Source organism: Acinetobacter sp. CWB-G5, from assembly GCF_019209785.1.
GTDB classification, from domain to species: Bacteria; Pseudomonadota; Gammaproteobacteria; order Pseudomonadales; family Moraxellaceae; genus Acinetobacter; species Acinetobacter johnsonii.
This window is the reverse complement of sequence record NZ_JAHUTF010000003.1, coordinates 313,268-334,045: the sequence shown is the minus strand read 5'-3', so window position 1 is coordinate 334,045 and position 20,778 is coordinate 313,268. Positions and strand designations below refer to the sequence as shown.

The window sequence follows — 20,778 nt, the reverse complement described above, 5'->3', positions numbered from 1 at the left end:
TATGCTTAATTTTAATGAGTGTCATGATCAAAAAACTGTTTTATTAAATATCCGTTTAACTTTAAATGAGCGTTTCAATGGTCTTTTTCTTCCAAACATATTGATAATAAAGCCCTTGCATGATGCATAAGCTGACAAAGGCTAGTGCATAAGCATACCAAATCCCTTGCAGTCCCCACCATTCACTAAATAAGTAGGCACAGGGCACTTCAATCGCAATAATCGCAACGATATTGATGATCATGGGCATGGTGACTGTACCACTGGCCCGCATAATGGAGGCAAAAATGGCACTGGCACCAAAGAATAAAATGGACCACAGCACAATAAATAACAGCTGCTGCCCCAGCTCAACCACCGCATGGTCCGTGATAAAGAGTGCCATGAGGTATTTGGAGAAAAGATAAGCCAAGACCACCAAGGAACCTGTAATGATGATGTTCATGCCGAGCGCGGTACGTGTGACTTTGGCCAACAGCTCAGACTTGCCAGCGCCAATGGCTTGTGCACCAAAAATCGATGCAGCAATGGCAATCGATAGAGCAGGGAATTGAATATAATTCAGAACCTGATTGACCGCGCCATAAGCTGCGGTCGCATCGGCCCCATGGCGGTTGACTAGACCTACAATCACAAGGCCTGCGACGGAGGTGGTGATCATTTGAATGCCTGTTGGAACTCCTAAGCGGAGAATGATTTTACTCAGCTGGCGGTCAAAGCGAATATGACGTAGCAGTTGTGCATCAAGTCGGAGTGGGTGCTGTTTATAGTTCAAATAGAAATACAAAAAGGTCAGCACAGAAACAAAGCCTAAAATGGTCGCAATGGCAGGCGCAACAATCCCCAGTTTTGGAAAGCCGAAATAACCCGCAATCAGAACTGGCGTGACACAAAGCCCAATCAAGATGGTCATGCCAGAAGCAATCAGAGGTGTCGTACTGTCTCCGACACCGCGTAAAATTGAGGTATAAATAATATATACAAACAGTAGGGGACTACCTGCCAACATCCATTGCACATAAGGTAATGAGAGATGCATGACGTCTTCATCGATACCCAAAGCCGATAAAATTGGTCGCGCAAAAACTACCCCTAAAAATGCAATAAAGCTGCCACCAATGAGAGTCATAAAAATAGTGGAGCCTACCACCGCACGGACTTTTTCAATATTCTGTGCGCCCCATGCTTGACCAACCAAGACGGTAGAACCCGCAGATAGTCCAATTACGAAGGCCATCAAGCAAAATAGGATGGGGAAGAACACTGCAACCGCTGCAATCGCCTGCACACCCATCATCTGTCCGACAAAGATGGTATTAATCGTACCCGACAGATTTTGCAAAATATTGGTGGCAATCAAAGGCATCAGGAAAATAAAAAAGGCTTTCCATAGCTTTTGCTGTTGCACCAATGGGGTGTGTGCTGACATAAGTCATCCTGAGGTTATTTTTATTACATTTCTAAGGCTTACCCTAGCATAGTTCGGTGCTGAAAAGCCGATGTATTTCAGTAAGCGAAGCCTGTTCTTGTGCAAAAGCAAAGCTGAAAAAGATTTAAACGCTTTGCAAAATTTCTGCTGCCTGAGCCAAGGTTTGATCGGTCTTAGCAAAGCAAAAACGAATCATGCGCAAAGCCTCTGGCGCCTGCTGATAAAACACCGAAACAGGAATGCCAACAATGCCATGCTGCTCTGCCAGAAAGCGGCAAAATTCAACATCGTTTAAATCGGGACGAATGCGGCTGTAGTCGACATTTTGAAAGTAAGTGCCTTGCGAAGGCAGCCATTGAAAGTGTGAACCAGTTAAACCCTCAATAAAACGATCGCGTTTTGCTTGATAAAAGCCCGCTAAGTTTTGAATATGCTCAGGATGTTGCTGCATATAATTGGCCAAAGCCAGTTGTACAGGGGTGACTCCGCAGAAGTTGGCAAACTGATAGACCTGTCGGAACAGTTGCATCAGCGTAGGTGTAGCAACGCAGTATCCGGTTTTCCAACCGGTCACATGAAAGGTTTTGCCAAAGGAACCCACCACCACACTGCGTTCACGCAGTTCAGGAAAAGACAAAGCCGAATAGTGACGTTGACCATCAAATACCAGATGTTCATAGACTTCATCAGACAGGACTAAAATATTGCTGTCGCGAATCAGTTCAATCAGCGTCAACCAATCTTGCTTGCTCCAAATGGCACCACTCGGGTTATGTGGTGTGTTGATAATGATCAGTTTGGTTTTGGCCGTAATGGCTGATTTGACCTGCTCCCAATCGACTGAAAAATGTGGGGGTTGGAGCGCAATATGAATGGCTTTACCACCAACTAACGCAACACTTGGCGCATAGCTGTCATAACTGGGGTCAAAAATGAGGACTTCATCATCCGCATGGACTACGGCTTGAATAGTGGCAAAAAGGCCAATGGTTGCGCCCGGAGTGATGGTAATTTCAGTCATCGGGTCGAGCTGAATCTGATCGCGTTGTGCAAATTGCTGCGCCAGTTGCTCGCGTAACAACCAGACCCCATCGCCTGGAGCATACTGATTGAAACCACTTTGAGTGGCCTGTGCTAAAGCATCTAGCAGTTCAGCGGGGGCTTCGAAGTCTGGGAAACCTTGGGATAGATTTAGGGCATTTAAGCGCTGTGCCATGGCAGTCATGGTGCTGAAAATAGTGACGCCTTGTGCAGGCAGTTTAGATGAAGGCAACTGAATCATGAATGCTTAAAAGTGTCTAAATATCAGCCCAAAATAGCATATTCATCCCCTTTTACTTATGCAAATTTTGCATGTAGGACAGGGGTAAAGCATGCTTTTTTATGGATTGCTTTTATAAGAGCTGTTCAACTGCCGCGCGAATAATCCCCAGTGCTAAGCCAATAAATGCACCGACTACCACACCATTGACCCGAATCATATGCAAGTCGCCACCGACTTCATTTTCGATCTTGTCAATCATTACACTGGAGTCCCATTCGTGAATACGTTCGCTGATAAAACGAATGACTTTTTCGCTGTATTGGTCGCTGAGATTGACCGCAATGCCGCTGAGGCGTTGATTGAGCAAGTCTCTGACGGCTTGATTGGAGATGATGTTTTCCCCAATTTGTTGAATAGATACACGGATGTTGTGAGCAATACCAGAGTCTAGTTTTTGCAAGTCTTGTTTAATGGCATCACATAAAATGACCACTGCACCGCTAATAAAATTCAGCACTTGTGGGCTATCTAGCAGGGCATCTTTGGTTTGGTTTAAACGCTGACTGGCCCTACTGTTGGTGTCTGCCAGTTCGAGCATAAGCGCGTGTCCTATCGCTTCAATCTTTTGACGCCACGGATGCTCAGGATCGGCCAACATCGACTCGACTCGTTGAATGAGTGAGTCAATGGTTCTTTGCTGCACATCGATGCCAATCCAACTGGCCCCTTTGGCCAGTTTCCAAACCCCGAGTTCTTTGAACAAGGTTCGGGTCAACTCACGACTTTGTTCAGGATGTTGGGTCATCCAGTCATGCGCCAAGTCGAGTCCGCGTTGTAATACATCTTGATGGAAATCATTTTCTAGCACTGCACGCAGCATTTCACTGGCCAAATGATTGACTTGAGTGTTGCGCACCCACTGCACACTGTTACTTTGAATAAAGCGTCCGATTTGTTCTTGGCCCACAAACTCAAAGACTTTAGGCACCGTTTGTTGAATGACTTGGGTGACTTGCAGATTGTTTTGTGGGTTGGCAAGCCATTGGCCAACCGCCAAAGACAGGTCGGTACTTTGCAGGCTTTTTTCCACCACTTGTGGAGAAAGAAAATTCTCTTGTACAAAGCGGCCCATAGACTCTGCAATACGGTCTTTGTTACGAGGAATAATTTCGGTGTGATCGCGTAAAAACTTTGGAATCGGCATTTTTCCAAAGGGATTACGGAACAGCACAGTAATGGCATACCAGTCAGCCAAGCCGCCGACCACACCTGCTTCGGCGGATAACATTAAAATATGAATGATCCAAACCTTGTCTGTGGGGACAAACTTGGCCACGACCATCAGCAGCAGCCATGTCACCACTGCCGTGATTAAGGCAATGGTGGCAAAGCGTTTACTGCGTTTCAGACTCGATGGGACGGCTTGAGGTTCATTCATAGGCAGGCTCTATGCTTTATTTGCTGGTCGACGCGGGGCTACTCGGTTCAGGCGGTGGGAGCACTTCACCCGTTGGACTCAAACCGTATTTTCCACCCAGCGATTTTAAAATCAGCGTGGCATCAAAGGCATCGCTTGGTGCCGATTTTTGGTCTTTAAAGCATTGAATGCTGTATGACACTTGCACGGGGTCAATGTCGACTACACGTGGTACATCGTAGAACGGATCAGGCCAAAAGGCAGGATGGCGAGAATAATAACCATATGGGTAATAAGGCATTGGGTTTGAATACACCACGGCCTGCCTTGGTGGTTGGTTTTGGTTGCTCGGGTCATTCAGTACTTTAAAGAAGCGATAACCATTTTGCACTGTGGTTTGCGCAGCTTTGACCAGCGTAATTTCTTCAGCCGTGCCATAGCTCATATTTGGGCGAGCTTGGAAGCTGATGCGATAAGTCGAGGTGTTTAATGGCGTATTACTAAACCGACCTAACTGGTCGAAGGTTAAGGGCTTTGAGGGGGTAGAGGCACAGCCTACTAAACTCAGACCCGTCGCCAGTGCACAGGCGATTAAAATTTTCTTCATGAGATAGACTCCTTAGCACAGAGGGAGAAGCCGAACAGTTAAAAATGGCTGTTGGGCTGAGTCAAAAAATCCAGTTCTTCTTGGCTTGAGTTGCGGCCAAGGACTTGGTTCCGATGCGGATAGCGTCCAAAACGATCGATAATCACTTTGTGACGCTGTTCAAAATCGAGGTTAATCGGATTGCCTAAGTCTTCGAACAATTTTAAAGCATATTGATGAATAAGTTTCGATTCACTATGCATAAAGGGCATATATAAAAAACTGCGTTGTATGGGTGGTAGCGCTGCATCCAGTTGTAGCGTGATGGCTTCTTGTGCTAAAGCCAAGGCTAAGGCGTCCTGAGCAAAGGCCAAAGGACTGTTGCGATACAGATTTCTCGACAGTTGGTCGAGCACAATAATTTCAGCCAAACGCCCTTCAGCACTACTGCGCCAAGACCATAGCTCAGCATGCGCCGCTTGTTGATGAATTGTCTTAAATTTTTCTTCGATGAGTGCATCGAACGCATCATTTTGGCTAAACCACCAGCTTTGGTTTTTGGGATCGAACCAAAAATCTAAAATTTCTTGATAATTCATAAAGTTTACAATTCTTTAGCATTTATTCTTCAATACAATCACACTTTTGACATGTCTAAAAGCGTAACTTTGTGATAAATATTTTCCGAAAAAATAGAACAGATGGTTTACTTGAAAATAGGACTGGGTGTAATGTGCCGAATTAAAATCACGTTATACTGATATAAACTGATGATTTTATTTTATTCGTCGTTGTAATTGTTTCTTCCAAAAAGTGAGATTGTAATGGGTCAACCCGCATCTAAATCTACAGCTGTGTTACCGACTTGGGTCAATTCATCACTTTTGCAAGGGATGTTACGCGGGATTGAGCGTGAAAGTCTGCGTATGCAAAGTGATGGTTTTTTATCACAAGCCGATCATCCGCAAGCTTTGGGTTCTGCGCTGACTCATCCACATATCACGACGGATTATTCAGAAGCTTTATTAGAATTTATTACACCACCCCAGCCCAGCATTACTGAGGCGTTGCATTATTTAAAAGACATTCATAGTGTGGCGCATCGTCATTTGGAACATGGTGAAAAGCTCTGGCCGCTGTCGATGCCATGTATGTTGGATGACAATGACGATAAAATTCGCTTAGCCCAATATGGCAGCTCAAATATCGGGAAGTTCAAGACCTTGTACCGTCATGGTTTAGGGGTACGTTATGGTCGCCGTATGCAAACCATTTCAGGGTTACACTATAACTTGTCTTTTCCTGATCAACTGTTTGAACAATTACAACAACATGAAACAGATGAGGCACTAAAAGCCTTATCTGCGCAAGACTATCGTAGTCACCGCTATTTTGGTTTGATCCGCAACTTTATTCGCCTTACGCCGTTGGTGATGTTTTTGGTCGGGGCAAGCCCATCGGTCTGCCAGTGTTTTATGACAGGGCGTGAACATCATCTGTTGCCATTGCTGCGCGGGACCTTGTATTTACCGTATGCAACTGCTTTACGCATGGGACGCTTTGGTTATCAAAACTCAGCACAAAAGCAGCTCGGGATTCATTACAACAATATCGACGGTTATCTCGAAGGCCTACAAAAAGCAGTCAAAACAGCTTATGCGCCGTTTAGTCGCTTAGGCCTCAACGATGCGCAGGGCGAGCCGATTCAGATTAATGATCATGTCTTGCAAATTGAAAATGAGTACTACAGTTTGGTGCGTCCAAAGCAAGTGCCGCAAGCAGGGGAAACACCATCACAAGCGCTGAGCAATCGTGGTGTCGGTTATGTGGAACTACGTGCGGTGGATGTGAACCCGTATAGCCCAATTGGGATCAATGAAGATACCGCAGGTTTCTTAGAGGTGCTGGCGCTGTATTGCTTACTGTTGGATAGCCCAGACTTATTAGCTGAAGAGCAAGATCAAATCGAGAAAAACCAAGCGGAAGTGGTCAATCGTGGTCGCGCACCGAATGCTGCAATTGCTGTGGGTGAGCAGTCATTCCCGATTGAAGCATGGAGTCAGTCTCATTTAGAGGCGATGCAAGAACTGGTTGTGTTGTTAGATCAGTGCTATGACACGACACTCTATAGTAAAGCGATGACAGTCATGCAACAGAGAGTCGCTGAAGTTGATGATACTTTGTCGGCGCAGATGATCGAAGATACTCTGGAAGCCGGTGGGACATGGGGCTTTGGTAGCCAAATGGCCGCACAACATGCATCGAGTTATGAGCGTCATCAGTTGAGTGCAGAGACATGGGCTTATTTTGACGATTTAGCCATGCAATCACTGCAACAACAACAGCAATTAGAGCAAGACAGTCAACTGAGTTTTGAACAGTATCTTGCGCAATTTAGATAAAAAATTAAGAGGATTGACCATGCAATGGAGTTATCGCTTCGTGAGTGGTGTTTTGGTTTTAGCCAGTATCATCGGGATGGCCTTTGCCTTGTATTTAGAGCACGGCCCGCTACAGTTAAACCCATGTCCACTCTGTGTGTTCCAACGTGTGGGACTGATTGGATTGGGGATTATTTCGCTGATTGCCTTTTTGCATAACCCTGCATCGAATGGTTTTAAACGCGTTTATGCATTTTTAGGCAGCCTCTCGATCTTATGGTCCGCTGGTGTGGCAGCACGTCACGTTTGGTTACAGAGCTTACCACCTGATCAAGTGCCGAGCTGTGGCCCAGGCTTGGATTATTGGTTAGATACGTTGCCGCTGCGTGCTGTGTTTGAGCAAGTCTTAACAGGTTCAGGTGAATGTGCGCTGGTAGACTGGACTTTCTTGGGTCAGTCTTTACCTGTGTGGTCTTTGGTGTTTTTTGTGGCACTGGCGTTGATTAGTCTGTGGCAACTGTTGCGTAAATATCCAAGCCACGCACAGAAAAAATAATCAAGATAAAAAAAGCCAACGTCATGTTGGCTTTTTTATTGGATGTATCAGTGGATTAGGTGAGTGCAATGCCTTCTAAGTCATCCAACCCGATCATGTATTCATGCACTTGACCATATTCAGTTTCAGTTGGATTTGGATAGAACCAATTGACGATTTGTTCGGCAACACTGGCATGGGTGTGTAACTCAAAATGGTTTAAGCCGTAGAAAATGGCTTTATGTGAATCGGGAACTTTCAGTTGAAAGCGTGGATTCATATGCTCGCCTAAGGCACTTTTCACACTGACCAAATAATCCCCAATCACATTGAGAGCGCGATATTTGCGATGTTCAAACTCAATGGTACCTGCCACCAAGAAGGTATTGATATGGGAGGGTAAGGGGGCTGGTTTGCGGTTGTCATCAACATGACCAATACGCGCTTCATTATGTTCCCAGTCATCATCCCGCACACTGCCATGACGTAAGTCTAAAATACCGTTGCTGCGAATGTTGACGATATGCCCAATAATTTTGACAAAAGGGAAACGTCCCAATTTGTCCTGCAAATGAAAGCCAAAACGTTCTAAAGCCGCACCATGATGCGGAGAACCAATACAGACCATGTTTTCCACCACATGAATCCAGCTTTGCATATTTTGTTTGCCGTAGAACAGCGCACTGCGTGAAACCAGTCCACCCATACTGTGTCCAATCAGATCAATCGAGCTAATCCGTGGGTTACGGTTGAGTAAATCTTGTAGTGAGTTGGCAAAGCTACGCCCATTGGCTGAAATACGACGACCCGTGTTGTAGTTGAGATATAGCATGGTATTTTGCGCGCGTTGCGCCAGCAGCTTTTCCCCTATACCGCCATAACGCGCCGTGCTCCAGTACAAATGGTTCATGCATAGACCGTGGACCATAATCACCACGCGACCAGACAACTCGCCTTGCTGGATGGCACCATAATGATCATAAAACACCATCGGTAGCGCCACAGGGTTGTGATATTTCAGTAAATAGTCGCCCAAAACGCCGTTGATTGCACCAACTAAATAATGCATGGTTGGGGTTAAGGGTTTGCGATGCAAATTTGGAAATTTTTCAATGATATGACGCAAACTTGGCGCCAATAAATAGCTACCGTAGTTTTGCAGGGTATTGAAGGAAAATTGGTAAATTTTTTCAATCGACCGTGTCGACAGAAACTTCTTGGAACTGGTTTCATTCATCCCAAATAAACTGATTAAAATTTCACGCTGAATGGCCTGAATTAAATCGTGGACGACGTCACCTAAGCGAGTTGTCACCAACTGAGCAATCCCTTCAAGCAGGTCGGCTTGGCTGGGAGGAGTACGATCCCATTTACAATAGGTCTCGTGCAGAGGCGTTAGACTTGGCATTTTTTCTACCCTTGTGTTTCTGTGTCCAAAGGGACTTTATTTTTTTCAACGATCACGGTATAAATTCTTAGCACTCTAGCTTATCTAATTCATCTCGAACAACTTTTACAATAGCGATGAATACACAGATGACCTTATTTTTTTGTCTGACAATTTTTATATCCATACAAAATAATACAGTCGGCTGATGCCATCTCTTTTGAGTTCAATAAAAATGATGTAGAAGAGTAAATGTACAGCATGAATATTATTTATTTACATGGCTTTCAAAGCAGTTCTTTATCGATTAAAGGTCAATTGCTGAAAAGCTATTGCGAATCTCATCCACAGTGGCACGTGCATTTGCCAGACTTGAACATGCCGCCACATTTGGCCTTAGAAAAATTGGCCGCCTTGATTCAGGAGTTGGATCAGGTAGTGCTGGTGGGCAGTAGTTTAGGTGGGTTTTATGCGACACAACTGGTCGCGAAGTTGGCAGTACCAGCTGTGCTGATCAATCCAGCTATGCAACCATGGCATTTGTTCCGAGATCTATTTGGTGCGACTCAACTGCCCTATAGAGTCAATGAACATTGGACGCTCGATGATGCGCAATTGGACTATTTAGAGCAGATTGAGCTGCCATTTGTGCAAGATGCAGACAAAATTTTAGTGTTATTGCAACAAGGTGATGAAGTTTTGGATTATCGTGAAGCACAGCGCTATTATAATGGCGCAGCGCTCGTGATCTCGGAAACGCAAGGCAATCATGCGATGGAAGATTTCGCAGACAAAATACCGATGGCATTACAGTTTTTATCGGACTGCTTAAAATAAGGAAACAGTACAACGTGTCTCAATATACGGCTCAATCGCTTGAAGTATTATCTGGTTTAGATCCGGTACGTCGTCGTCCCGGCATGTATACCGATACCACACGCCCAAACCATTTGGCGCAAGAGGTTATTGATAATGCCGTCGATGAGGCACTGGCTGGTCATGCCAACAAAATTACTGTCACCGTTTATAAAGATGGTTCACTCTCAGTCGAAGACAATGGTCGTGGCATGCCTGTCGATATTCACCCCGAATATGGTCAAAGCGGGATCGAGATCATCCTGACCAAACTGCATGCTGGTGGTAAATTCAGTACCGACAACTACCAGTTCTCAGGTGGTTTGCATGGCGTAGGTATTTCCGTGGTAAATGCTTTATCTAGCCGAGTCGAAGTAGAAGTTCAGCGTCAAGGCAACCTCTATCAAATGGCGTTTGAGCAGGGTGAACCGACTGCACCCTTGACGGTGCTAGAAGGTAAAGCTCCGAAGCGTGCGACAGGGACCACCGTTCACTTTTGGCCTGAAGCCAAATATTTTGATTCACCGAAATTTGCCTTGAAAGCGCTGAAGCACAACTTAAAAGCCAAAGCTGTTTTGGCGGCTGGTTTGCAAATCAATTATGTCGACCAAATCAATGACGAAAAAATCGTTTGGCAGTTTGAAAATGGCCTCGTCGATTATTTGATGGATGAAATTGAAGATCGTGAGATTCTGCCTCATCCAGCCTTTGTGGCAACAGGAGATGCTGAGCGTGCCAGTGCCGAATTTGCCATTTGTTGGAATGTCGATGGCGGCGAATTGGTACAAGAAAGCTATGTGAACTTGATTCCAACGGCGCAAGGCGGAACCCATGTGAACGGCCTACGCTCAGGTGTGACCGATGCAATGCGTGAGTTTTGTGAACTGCGTAACTTGCTGCCACGCAATATGAAGCTGTCAGCTGAAGACGTCTGGGATGGTGTGAACTATATTTTGTCGTTGAAGTTCCAAGAGCCACAGTTTTCAGGCCAAACCAAAGAGCGTTTATCTAGCCGTGAAGCATCGGGCATTGTCCAGAACATTGCCAAAGATGCTTTTGCACTGTGGTTGAACCAAAACTCCGATATTGCCATGCAGTTGGCTGAAATGGCGATCTCAAAAGCAGGTCGTCGTCTGAAAGCTGCGAAAAAGGTCGAACGTAAGAAAATTGTGGCAGGGCCAACTTTACCTGGAAAACTGTCAGACTGCGTTGGACATACCTTAGAAGAGTCTGAACTGTTCATTGTGGAAGGTGATTCTGCTGGTGGTTCAGCCAAGCAGGCGCGTGATAAAAACTTCCAAGCGATCATGCCCATTCGTGGGAAAATCTTAAATACTTGGGAAGTCTCTTCTGATGAAGTCTTAGCTTCGCAAGAAGTGCATAACATTGCCATTGCGATTGGGGTCGATCCGGGGTCGGATGATCTATCCGAATTACGTTATGGCAAGATCTGTATTTTGGCCGATGCTGACTCGGATGGTCTACACATTGCGACTCTGCTATGTGCTTTGTTTGTGAAACATTTTCCGATCTTGGTTGAAGAAGGACATCTGTATGTGGCGATGCCTCCGTTGTATCGAATTGATGATGCAAAAGATGTGCACTATGCCTTGGACGATGACGAGCTTGAAAGCATGTTGAAAAAATGCAAAACCAAGAACCCGCAAATTACTCGATTTAAAGGTTTGGGTGAAATGAACGCAAGCCAACTGCGTGAAACTACGCTGGATCCAAACACACGCCGTTTGGTGCAATTAGATTTGGATGACAGTCATTTTACTGCTGGTTTGTTGGACAAATTGCTGGCCAAAAAACGTTCGAGTGACCGTAAAGAATGGTTAGAGCAGAAAGGTAACTTGGCCGAGTTAGTGGTTTAAGTACGGCTAAGGACAAAATCAAAAAGCCCGCACATTGCGGGCTTTTTGCTGCGCAGATGAGCAATAAAATTGCGCCTAATCTGTGCACAATTTTCCAGATCAATCGACTGAATTAGGCGAAATGAATTGATTTGGAACACATGATGTATACAAGTTTGTATGCAGAAAAGTAGCCATTTGAGCGCAAATCTACCTAAAATACAGTGCATTTAAAAATTAATAAATAATTGATAAATATTGAAATAATTAAAATTTTCACAATGATTTTCACATCATAAAACCCTGCTTGGCATAGAAATTGAATTGGCACTCATAGCGCGAATAACAATCATGCATTGCAAAATGCACCCTAAGTTTCAAGTTTGGAGAAAATCAAGATGTTCCAACAAAAATTACTCACTAAAACATTCCTTGCAACTGCAATGATGGGGACTATTGCTTTGACAGGTTGTTCAAAACCTGCGGAGAAAGCGGAAACAGCAACGTCTGAGCCAACAGCGGCAGTGAGCAGCGGTGACACCATCAAAGTCGGAATTTTGCACTCGCTATCAGGCACCATGGCAATTTCTGAAACCTCACTCAAAGATACGGCCTTGATGACTATCAATGAAATTAATGCCAATGGTGGGGTGCTGGGTAAAAAATTAGAACCTGTAGTGGTCGATCCAGCATCTGATTGGCCTTTATTTGCTGAAAAAGCACGTCAACTCATTACCCAAGATAAAGTCGCGGTGATTTTTGGTTCATGGACATCGGTATCGCGTAAGTCAGTGTTACCTGTGGTAGAAGAGTTGAATGGTTTATTGTTCTATCCAGTGCAGTATGAGGGGCAGGAACAGTCGAAAAATATTTTCTATACAGGCGCCGCACCGAACCAACAGGCGATTCCTGCGGTGGAATATTTGATGAGCGAAGAGGGCGGTAAAGCAGAGCGCTTTGTTCTACTCGGTACGGACTATGTTTACCCACGCACCACCAATAAAATTTTACGTGCGTTTTTGAAGTCCAAAGGTGTGGCCGATGCGGACATCATGGAAGAGTACACACCCTTCGGTCATAGTAACTATCAAACCATTGTTGGTAATGTGAAGAAATTTGCTGCAGGTAAGAAAACCGCGGTGATTTCAACAATCAATGGCGATTCTAATGTGCCGTTCTATCGTGAGCTGGGTAACCAAGGCATTAAAGCTTCAGATATTCCTGTCATGGCCTTCTCTGTGGGTGAAGAAGAACTCCGTGGTATTGATACCAAACCATTGGTTGGACATTTGGCTGCTTGGAATTATTTCATGTCGGTGAAAAATCCAATCAACACCGAATTTGTGAATAAAATGAAGCAGTATGCGGTGCAGTATAAGCTGCCGAATGCAGACAAAATCGTGACCAATGACCCGATGGAAGCCACCTATGTGGGCATCAATATGTGGAAGCAAGCGGTTGAAAAGGCAGGCAGTACCGATGTTGATAAAGTTCGCGTTGCGATGGCTGGTCAAGAATTCAAAGCACCTTCAGGCTATACCTTAAAAATGGATGCTGAAAATCATCATCTACAAAAACCAGTGATGATTGGTGAAATCCGTGGTGATGGTCAGTTTGATGTGGTCTATAAAACACCAAAAGTGATTAAGGCGGAACCTTGGAGTCCGTACATTCCTAAATAATTTTCTTAAGCGTTGAGCCTGCTGCGATTGCTGTGGGCTTTTCAGTAAGCACATCCCGATGTGGGATGTTTTAAGCAAGCTTAAGGAAGTCATATTATGAATCTTAAATTTTTTTGTGCCGCACTGCTGTGCGCAATGGCACAGTTCGTGAGTAGCAGTATTTGGGCTGAAGAGGCTCAACTTTCTGCTCAGACCCAAAGCGTATCAGCATCGAGCGATACGATTCAACGTTTTGTCAAAGCTGAGTTTGCTGAGCGCCGTGCCATGCTGAGCCAATGGCCGGGGACGATTGAAGAATTTGATCGATTGGTGGCACTGATCGACAGTGATGAGCTGTATCGGGACAGCGCAGGCACGACGTATATTTTAAAAAATAATGAAAAATTATTGCGTTATCCCGATGAGCAAGTGATTGACACTTGGCCGGGGGATTTGTCTCAGGTAACTTTGGTCAACACTTTACGTAAAGCCTTAAATTTTGGGCAGGCACAGGCCAAATTAAAATCTGAAGAATCTGCCCAACGTTTAGCAGCCATTGATATTTTAGAAAATAATCTGTCTGAACTGAATGTTGCGCAGATTAATCAGCTCTATCTGCATGAACAAAATAATAAAGTCAAACAGCGCTTGGCACAGCTCAAAGCGCGCCTCGACTTTGAAAGTCCAGATGTTTTAGTCCAAATTCAGGCTGCTAAAGTCCTTAGCGATTCCAACCGTCCCGAGGTGCTGGCACTGGTTGAGCAAGCTTTAACTCAATCAAATTTAAACCCAGAACTCAAAGCTGTTTTGGCGGATGCCAAAAGTCAGATTAAAACCCGCATCCAAGTCAGTGAATGGGCAGGGCATGTGTTTTCAGGTTTCAGTACAGCCAGCATTTTACTGCTAGCAGCACTCGGGTTGGCCATCACTTATGGTCTGCTTGGTGTGATTAATATGGCGCATGGTGAGTTGATTATGATTGGGGCTTATACCACTTATGTGGTGCAAAGCCTGTTTAAGACTTATTTAGGCAGTTATGTCGATTGGTATTTAATAGCAGCTATTCCTGCAGCCTTTTTAGTGAGCGCCTTAATTGGCATGTTGATTGAACGGACGGTAATTCGACCACTATATGGTCGTCAGCTTGAAACCTTGTTGGCCACTTTTGGGGTCAGTCTGATTTTGATGCAATTGGTGCGGATGATTTTTGGCGCACAAAATGTTGAAGTCTCGAATATTTCTTGGTTATCGGGCGGTATTGCGCTGAGTCCAAGTTTAATGCTGCCGTATAACCGGATTGCCATTATTGTGTTTACGGTTGCGGTGCTACTGCTGTTGGTTTACCTACTCAATAAAACCCGCTTTGGTCTGTTTGTTCGTGCAGTGACACAAAACCGTCAAATGGCACGTGCTGTCGGTATTCGCTCTAGCCGTATCGATATGTTGGCCTTTGGGCTGGGTTCTGGGTTAGCTGGTTTAGCGGGCTGTGCCTTAGCGCAAGTGGGTAATGTTGGGCCTGATTTGGGTCAGAATTATATTATCGATGCTTTCTTGGTTGTTGTGGTAGGTGGTGTCGGGCAAGTTTGGGGGGCGGTACTGGCAGCACTTGGTTTAGGGATCAGCGGTACGGTCCTTGAAATTGGGATGGGGGCTGTTCTTGCAAAAATTATTCTACTGGTTCTTGTGATTTTGTTTATTCAAAAACGTCCACAAGGTTTGTTTGCCATCAAAGGCCGTTTTGTGGAGTAAGCGCATGAAAATCAATTCTTTATTTTCCGATAAACCTTATAGTGCGCTCGCTATTGCGGTCTGCTTTGCGGTGATGTTGATCCTGCCTTGGTTACATTTACTACCAGTCGATTCAGCCTTTCATCTCTCTGCGTATTGGGTCACCTTGATTGGTAAAATCATGTGCTTGGCTCTGGTGGCTTTGGCACTAGACTTGGTTTGGGGTTATGCAGGCATTTTAAGCCTAGGCCATGGCTTGTACTTTGCCCTTGGTGGCTACGCGTTTGGTATGTATCTGATGCGTCAGACAGCGGGTGACAGCCTGCCTGACTTTATGCGGTTTTTAAGCTGGACTGAACTGCCTTGGTATTGGGTGGGTAGCAATCATTTCTTATGGGCTTTGGCCTTGGTGGTGTTGGTGCCTGGTATGGTGGCCTTCATCTTTGGTTTCTTTGCCTTTCGCTCCAAAATTAAAGGCGTGTATTTCTCGATTATTACGCAGGCCATGACATTTGCTGCGGCACTGTTATTTTTCCGCAATGAAACAGGTTTTGGCGGAAACAATGGGTTTACAGGCTTTAAGACTATTTTAGGCATGGACATCACTTCTGCTCCCATGCGTGCCACCTTATGTTCCTTAACGGCTTTGGTGTTGATGTTGTGCTTTGTGGGGTTGCGTCATCTCATGAATAAACCCTACGGTCGTGTGCTGGGGGCGATTCGGGACAGTGAAAACCGCTTGCAGTACTTGGGCTATCGTACGCTGTGGTACAAGCTTTCTGCATGGGTACTGTCCGCAGTGATTGCAGGTATTGCAGGAGCATTGTATGTGCCCCAAGCAGGCATTATTAACCCGAGTGAAATGAACCCTGTTAATTCGATTGAAATGGCGGTGTGGGTAGCTGCGGGTGGGCGTGGGACTTTGATTGGCCCAATTTTGGGTGCAGGATTAATTAATGGCGTAAAAACCTATTTCACCGTGGCTTATCCAGAAGCATGGTTATTGATCTTGGGTGCTTTATTTATTGTGGTCACCATTTTTTTACCCAAAGGTGTAATTGGTCTGTTTGACCGTTTTAAAAAGGAGCGTAGCGAATGAGTGAGCTAATACAACCTCATGGTGGCCATGCTTCAGACGGCTATGGACGTCCCAAAGAACAAGGTGCCGACTTCAGCCATGGGATTGCACTGTACATGGAAAAAGTTAGTGTTTGGTTTGATGCTTTTCGTGCCTTAAATGATTTATCGCTATACATCCAAGAAGGGGAGTTACGCTGCATCATTGGGCCCAATGGGGCAGGTAAAACCACACTAATGGATGTGATTACGGGAAAAACCCGACCGACAGAAGGCTCTGCTTTTTTTGGGCAAAACTATGATTTGGCCAAGATGAGTACCGAGCAAATTGCGGAAGCAGGCATTGGGCGTAAATTTCAAAAACCAACGGTGTTTGAAAACTTTAGCGTGATGGAAAACTTACTGCTTGCTGCACCAAAAGATAAGCGGGTGAAGAAAAGCTTTTTTAGCAAATTAGATCCGGACGCACAGTTGGCTTTAGATGAGTCATTGGCGCAAATTCGCTTAGAAGAGTGGGTACATAAACCTGCGGGGCTGTTGTCACATGGACAAAAGCAATGGTTGGAAATCGGTATGTTGCTTATGCAACGTCCTAAGCTGATTCTACTCGATGAACCTGTGGCGGGTATGACTGATGCCGAAACGGAACGAACCGCTGAGCTATGTTTAGAGCTGAAGAAAAATCACACCTTGGTGGTGGTTGAACATGACATGAGCTTTATCGACACCATCAGTGAGAAGGTGACGGTACTGGCTCAAGGGGCGATCTTAGCCGAAGGTACATTGGCTGAGGTACAGGCCAATGAGGATGTGATTGAGAAATATTTAGGACGTTAAGGAGCCGACCATGTTAGAAGTCAAAGACGTCAATCAGTTTTACGGTGGCAGTCATATTTTAAGAGATGTTTCATTTCAAGCACCTGTGGGAGAGTGCTCCGTGGTACTGGGGCGGAATGGCGTTGGGAAAACCACCTTACTGAAATGTTTAATGGGGATTTTACCGATCAAGTCCGGACAGATTTTACTTGATGGTCAGGACATCTCGAAAATGAGTCCCGAGCAACGCGTGCGTGCAGGTTTGGCTTATGTGCCGCAAGGGCGTGATATTTTTTCAACCTTAACTGTCGAAGAAAATATCCTGATTGGCATGGCCAAGTTTAAGGGGGCGAAAACTCGAAAAGTGCCTGAGCATTTGTATGAAATTTTCCCAATTTTAGATGAAATGAAGCACCGCCGAGGCGGGGATTTATCAGGGGGGCAGCAGCAGCAACTGGCGATTGCGCGTGCCCTAGCATCAGAGCCTCGGGTGTTAATTTTGGATGAGCCTACAGAAGGTATTCAACCTTCTATTATCAAAGACATTGGCCGAGTGATTCGTAAACTGGCGGATGGCGGCGACATGGCGGTGGTTTTGGTCGAGCAGTTTTATGATTTTGCCGAGGAGCTGGCCGATGCATATACCGTCATGGCCCGTGGACAAGTGATTGCGCAAGGGGCAGGCTGTGAAATGCCTGCAAAAGGTATTCGAGAATTGGTAGCGATTTAAGCTTTTTTATTCTCCCCCTCTTCCAAAGGGAGAGGGGAATAATGATGAAAATATTGAATATTGTATCGCGATCTTAGTCTACTTTTAGAAATAAACCGTCTGCCGAAACATTGTGCCCAAAACCACAGCTCATGGTATTGGTTTCGCTGACACGGATGGTGTGTCCCATTTTGGGATCAAAGGCGAACTTTAAATTAATTTTACAGTCGTCTACCTGATATTGCGCTTGAGTTCGATTAAGCGGCATTGTGGTTTCAAATTCGCCAATATTAGGGCCATAGATGAGACTGCGTAGTCCCATATAAAGACCATTAAATTCAATTTGATATACATTCTTAAGCGGTTTTACCTCAATCTGATTCCACTGCCCAAAGCCTGCATACTGCACATATTTACCTGCCAGTGTTGCTGATTGTTTAGGGGGTGGCAGTTGCTTTAAATTAAATTGACTGGATTTAGACTCAGCATCACGCAAAAACCATGCTCTAGCCCAAAACGGTTTTCCCAACTTGCTATAACTTAAACCGACATTGTTGTTGGCAATTTCGACATCACGCTCAGTGAGGGGTACACCACTTTCAGGTTGATTTATTAAACAAAAAGAAGACCACGTCGCCTGATACTGAAATTGTTCTAACGCTTTTTGATATTGTTTGTGATCATAAAATTTCTTACCAGAGTTGGCAGAGGTTTTGACTTTAGCACAACCTTGGCGAAGTTCTCGTTCAAAGGTATCGTCTGCTGAAGCGAGTGTGCTTACAGTCAAAAGCCCAATCAAGAATGGATGCTTAAGCATGATTTGATTCCATTTTCGTTATGCTTTGAATAAAACATAGGGAGCTATTCGAAGTAAAGGGACAATCTTTAGGGGGTCGCAATTATTCAAGACAGCGGGATGATAGAAACTGAAAAATTACTCATACAAATTGTTTGAGCAGTGTGCTTTTAGACGCGTTAAGCTAATGCAAAGCAACAACAATAAGAGCAGCCATATGGACACATTATTATTAAGTATTCCGCCCAATGCTTTGGAAACGTTGATTTTAGAATCTATTTCTGTCGACGATGTGCTGAATTCGGAGCACATCGAGTCACATCTGCTTTTAGGTAAAAACTGGAAAATCTTACAGACCTTATTGCAAGGCAGTTTTAAGTCTGGCACTTCTTTACTGGCTTTGAGTGTGCAAGCCGAGCATCACTTGGCAGAGCGCCAAAAACAACTTACAGAGGTACGTTATAACACCGCGGTGCGTGTGGTTGAAGTCCAGGAAGCTTTAGAAAAACTGGATATCGAAGACTTTAAAAAGCATATGCAAACCAATTGTTTGAAACGCTTAGAACAGGAACATGGCATCCAGACCGAATCGATTGAATTGCAATTTGCCGAGTTGAGTTTAGTCTTTGCTCAGCTCAGAAACTTTTATGAACATGCGGCCAAGCATACATATGCCGTAATTAGCGTAACCAGTGACAAGTTAGTCCCGACCTCACTGATTTAACAGCAGTTGCATCAACACCAGATCACGCCATTGCCCAAACTTTTGTCCGACTTGGGGCATATAGCCAGTTTGTACAAAGCCAAACTTTTCATGCAAAGCAATTGAAGCCAGATTGGCGTGGTCAATCCCTGCAACCATGACATGCATGTGCTGCATTTTTGCTTGTTCAATCAAATACGCTAAAAGCTGTTGACCTAAGCCCTGACGGGCATAGTTGGGTGAAATATAAATTGAGTGCTCAACGGTATAACGATAGCCTGAAAAATTACGGAAGGTGGCATAGTCTGCAAAGCCTGCAATGGCCTGCGTTTCTTGGTCTTCCACCACGCAAAATGGAAATTGGTTTTGTTGAAAGTGTAGTAATTGTTTTTGGAAATGCGCTAAATCATAGGCATGTTCATTCCAAGTGGCCATGCCATGTAAGACTTCTGCATTATAAATGTTTTGGATCTCGGGCAGATCGTGTTCAGTGGCTGGACGAATGAGAAAAGACATGAAGGCAAGGTTGTATGCGTTGGGGCTTTATCATGCTGCTTTTGCATAAAAAAAAGCAAGACAGAAGTCTTGCTTTTGGATATTCACAAAAGTGAATTAGAAGTGGTATTTGATTAACGCACTTACGTCATTTTGGTCAACGCCTTTATAGCCGTATTTGTTATTCCAAACTGAGTGCTCGATACCCACGTATAGGCGTGTATCTGGAGAAATGTGTTTACCTACATTCCATTTGTACTGACTAGTCCAGTTTAACTCGCTTGCATGGTCATCTTCAGCAGTTGACCAGTCAAGGAAGGCATCAACTAAAAAGTCTTCAGAACCAAGTTTGAACGGTACTGCATAGGTGATGGTCATTTGATAATCATCATCAGTCAGGTCGTTATCTGCTTTGTAGAAGTTGATGTTTGCATACTGTGTATATGGCACATTTAAGGCAAAACCAATACCATAGAGGTAGTTGTTGAAACCTTCACCGCCTTCCCATGTCGTTGCAACTAACACATCTTTAACTGGGCCAAGCTCAAGTTTAGTTCCTGTCATCGCACCTAAGCTGAAACGTGGTGCAACTTCAAAGTAAGTTTCATTGCCATCAGCATCGTTGTTGGTACGGTCAGCGAAAGCGAAGAAATCGCCATATTTGAAGCCAGCTGCATATTCTGCAGTAATGGTTGTTTGCTCAAGTTTTTCGTCTTGAGTCACAAATGGTGATTTGTAGTTTTCACCATATAAACCAGTGAAGCTAAAGTCTTGCCAAATCGGCGCAGCTTGAGAGATTGCCGCAGCAGAAGATAATGCTACGAAAGCAGCAATTTGAGTCAGTTTCATGAATATTTCCCCAAAAAATCGGATACAGGATACCGATTATTAAGCAAAAATAAAGCCAAATTTGACGAACGTCATGGAAAATAGATATCAAAATGAGCCATTTTTTATACTTTTTTACCAAATGGTTTAATGTTGCCTTTCAGGCATGACACTTAATTTGATATGGGCCTTCTTGGAAAAAATGTTAGGGGATTGAATAATAAATTTAGCAATATCGACATGATACAGCTCGGG

Annotated in this window: 19 protein-coding genes; 10 read left to right on the top strand and 9 right to left on the bottom strand. The window is 44.5% G+C overall.

Features of this window, described 5'->3' with window-relative positions; genetic code table 11:
- Positions 1-61: 61 nt before the first annotated feature.
- The 5 genes from KVY11_RS08415 to KVY11_RS08395 all read right to left on the bottom strand — a co-directional run bounded on the left by KVY11_RS08415 (position 62) and on the right by KVY11_RS08395 (position 5,295).
- Positions 62-1,429: an MATE family efflux transporter gene (locus KVY11_RS08415; RefSeq protein ID WP_168158753.1), complete on the bottom strand. Its 1,368-nt coding sequence runs from the start codon at positions 1,427-1,429 to the stop codon at positions 62-64.
- Positions 1,430-1,553: 124 nt separating this feature from the next.
- Positions 1,554-2,711, bottom strand: coding sequence for a methionine aminotransferase (locus KVY11_RS08410; protein WP_168158752.1), 1,158 nt, complete (start codon positions 2,709-2,711; stop codon positions 1,554-1,556).
- Between the two features lie 112 nt (positions 2,712-2,823).
- The gene (locus KVY11_RS08405; RefSeq protein ID WP_126034794.1) at positions 2,824-4,131 is read right to left on the bottom strand and encodes a DUF445 domain-containing protein; all 1,308 of its coding nucleotides are present in this window, start codon (positions 4,129-4,131) and stop codon (positions 2,824-2,826) included.
- A 16-nt stretch (positions 4,132-4,147) separates the two neighbouring features.
- Positions 4,148-4,717, bottom strand: a complete 570-nt coding sequence (locus KVY11_RS08400) for a hypothetical protein (RefSeq protein ID WP_058951504.1) — start codon at positions 4,715-4,717, stop codon at positions 4,148-4,150.
- Positions 4,718-4,755: 38 nt separating this feature from the next.
- The gene (locus KVY11_RS08395; protein ID WP_159128658.1) at positions 4,756-5,295 is read right to left on the bottom strand and encodes a DUF924 family protein; all 540 of its coding nucleotides are present in this window, start codon (positions 5,293-5,295) and stop codon (positions 4,756-4,758) included.
- Positions 5,296-5,520: 225 nt separating this feature from the next.
- On the opposite strand from KVY11_RS08395, the gene gshA reads away from it, so the two are divergent.
- Positions 5,521-7,098: a glutamate--cysteine ligase gene (gshA, locus tag KVY11_RS08390; RefSeq protein ID WP_218288650.1), complete on the top strand. Its 1,578-nt coding sequence runs from the start codon at positions 5,521-5,523 to the stop codon at positions 7,096-7,098.
- Between the two features lie 19 nt (positions 7,099-7,117).
- Complete coding sequence (locus tag KVY11_RS08385; protein WP_168158748.1) at positions 7,118-7,633, top strand: disulfide bond formation protein B; 516 nt, start codon at positions 7,118-7,120, stop codon at positions 7,631-7,633.
- A gap of 55 nt (positions 7,634-7,688) precedes the next feature.
- On the opposite strand, the gene KVY11_RS08380 is transcribed toward KVY11_RS08385, so the two are convergent.
- Positions 7,689-9,020, bottom strand: coding sequence for a hypothetical protein (locus KVY11_RS08380; RefSeq protein WP_062031880.1), 1,332 nt, complete (start codon positions 9,018-9,020; stop codon positions 7,689-7,691).
- Between the two features lie 240 nt (positions 9,021-9,260).
- Between KVY11_RS08380 and KVY11_RS08375 the strand changes: the two genes are divergently transcribed.
- From KVY11_RS08375 to urtE, 7 genes are all read left to right on the top strand, one after another.
- Positions 9,261-9,836, top strand: a complete 576-nt coding sequence (locus KVY11_RS08375) for a YqiA/YcfP family alpha/beta fold hydrolase (RefSeq protein ID WP_218288649.1) — start codon at positions 9,261-9,263, stop codon at positions 9,834-9,836.
- A 14-nt stretch (positions 9,837-9,850) separates the two neighbouring features.
- Positions 9,851-11,731, top strand: a complete 1,881-nt coding sequence (gene parE, locus KVY11_RS08370; protein ID WP_130235480.1) for a DNA topoisomerase IV subunit B — start codon at positions 9,851-9,853, stop codon at positions 11,729-11,731.
- Between the two features lie 377 nt (positions 11,732-12,108).
- Positions 12,109-13,392 carry an urea ABC transporter substrate-binding protein gene (urtA, locus tag KVY11_RS08365; RefSeq protein WP_218288648.1) on the top strand — a complete coding sequence of 428 codons (1,284 nt, stop codon included), beginning with the start codon at positions 12,109-12,111 and terminating at the stop codon, positions 13,390-13,392.
- 96 nt (positions 13,393-13,488) lie between these two features.
- On the top strand, positions 13,489-15,120 hold the full coding sequence (gene urtB / locus KVY11_RS08360; RefSeq protein ID WP_218288647.1) for an urea ABC transporter permease subunit UrtB: 1,632 nt from the start codon (positions 13,489-13,491) through the stop codon (positions 15,118-15,120).
- 4 nt (positions 15,121-15,124) lie between these two features.
- On the top strand, positions 15,125-16,198 hold the full coding sequence (urtC, locus tag KVY11_RS08355; protein WP_218288646.1) for an urea ABC transporter permease subunit UrtC: 1,074 nt from the start codon (positions 15,125-15,127) through the stop codon (positions 16,196-16,198).
- Entirely contained in the window at positions 16,195-17,013 is an 819-nt protein-coding gene (gene urtD, locus KVY11_RS08350; protein WP_218288645.1) for an urea ABC transporter ATP-binding protein UrtD, read from the top strand. The genes urtC and urtD overlap by 4 nt, the downstream gene beginning before the upstream one ends.
- Before the next feature lie 10 nt (positions 17,014-17,023).
- Complete coding sequence (gene urtE / locus KVY11_RS08345) at positions 17,024-17,722, top strand: urea ABC transporter ATP-binding subunit UrtE (protein ID WP_004691766.1); 699 nt, start codon at positions 17,024-17,026, stop codon at positions 17,720-17,722.
- Positions 17,723-17,795: 73 nt separating this feature from the next.
- Here urtE and KVY11_RS08340 read toward each other — a convergent pair whose 3' ends face one another.
- A complete protein-coding gene (locus KVY11_RS08340; protein WP_218288644.1) occupies positions 17,796-18,518 on the bottom strand; it encodes a hypothetical protein in 723 nt (240 codons plus the stop codon).
- A gap of 196 nt (positions 18,519-18,714) precedes the next feature.
- Here KVY11_RS08340 and KVY11_RS08335 point away from each other — a divergent pair, with 196 nt between their 5' ends.
- On the top strand, positions 18,715-19,221 hold the full coding sequence (locus KVY11_RS08335) for a DUF1877 family protein (RefSeq protein WP_218288643.1): 507 nt from the start codon (positions 18,715-18,717) through the stop codon (positions 19,219-19,221).
- Here the strand turns inward: KVY11_RS08335 and KVY11_RS08330 are convergent.
- Positions 19,210-19,716: a GNAT family N-acetyltransferase gene (locus tag KVY11_RS08330; protein WP_078425110.1), complete on the bottom strand. Its 507-nt coding sequence runs from the start codon at positions 19,714-19,716 to the stop codon at positions 19,210-19,212. The two genes, KVY11_RS08335 and KVY11_RS08330, sit on opposite strands and share 12 nt — an antisense overlap.
- Positions 19,717-19,812: 96 nt before the next feature.
- Positions 19,813-20,544, bottom strand: a complete 732-nt coding sequence (locus tag KVY11_RS08325; protein WP_148825311.1) for an outer membrane protein OmpK — start codon at positions 20,542-20,544, stop codon at positions 19,813-19,815.
- Positions 20,545-20,778: the final 234 nt, after the last annotated feature.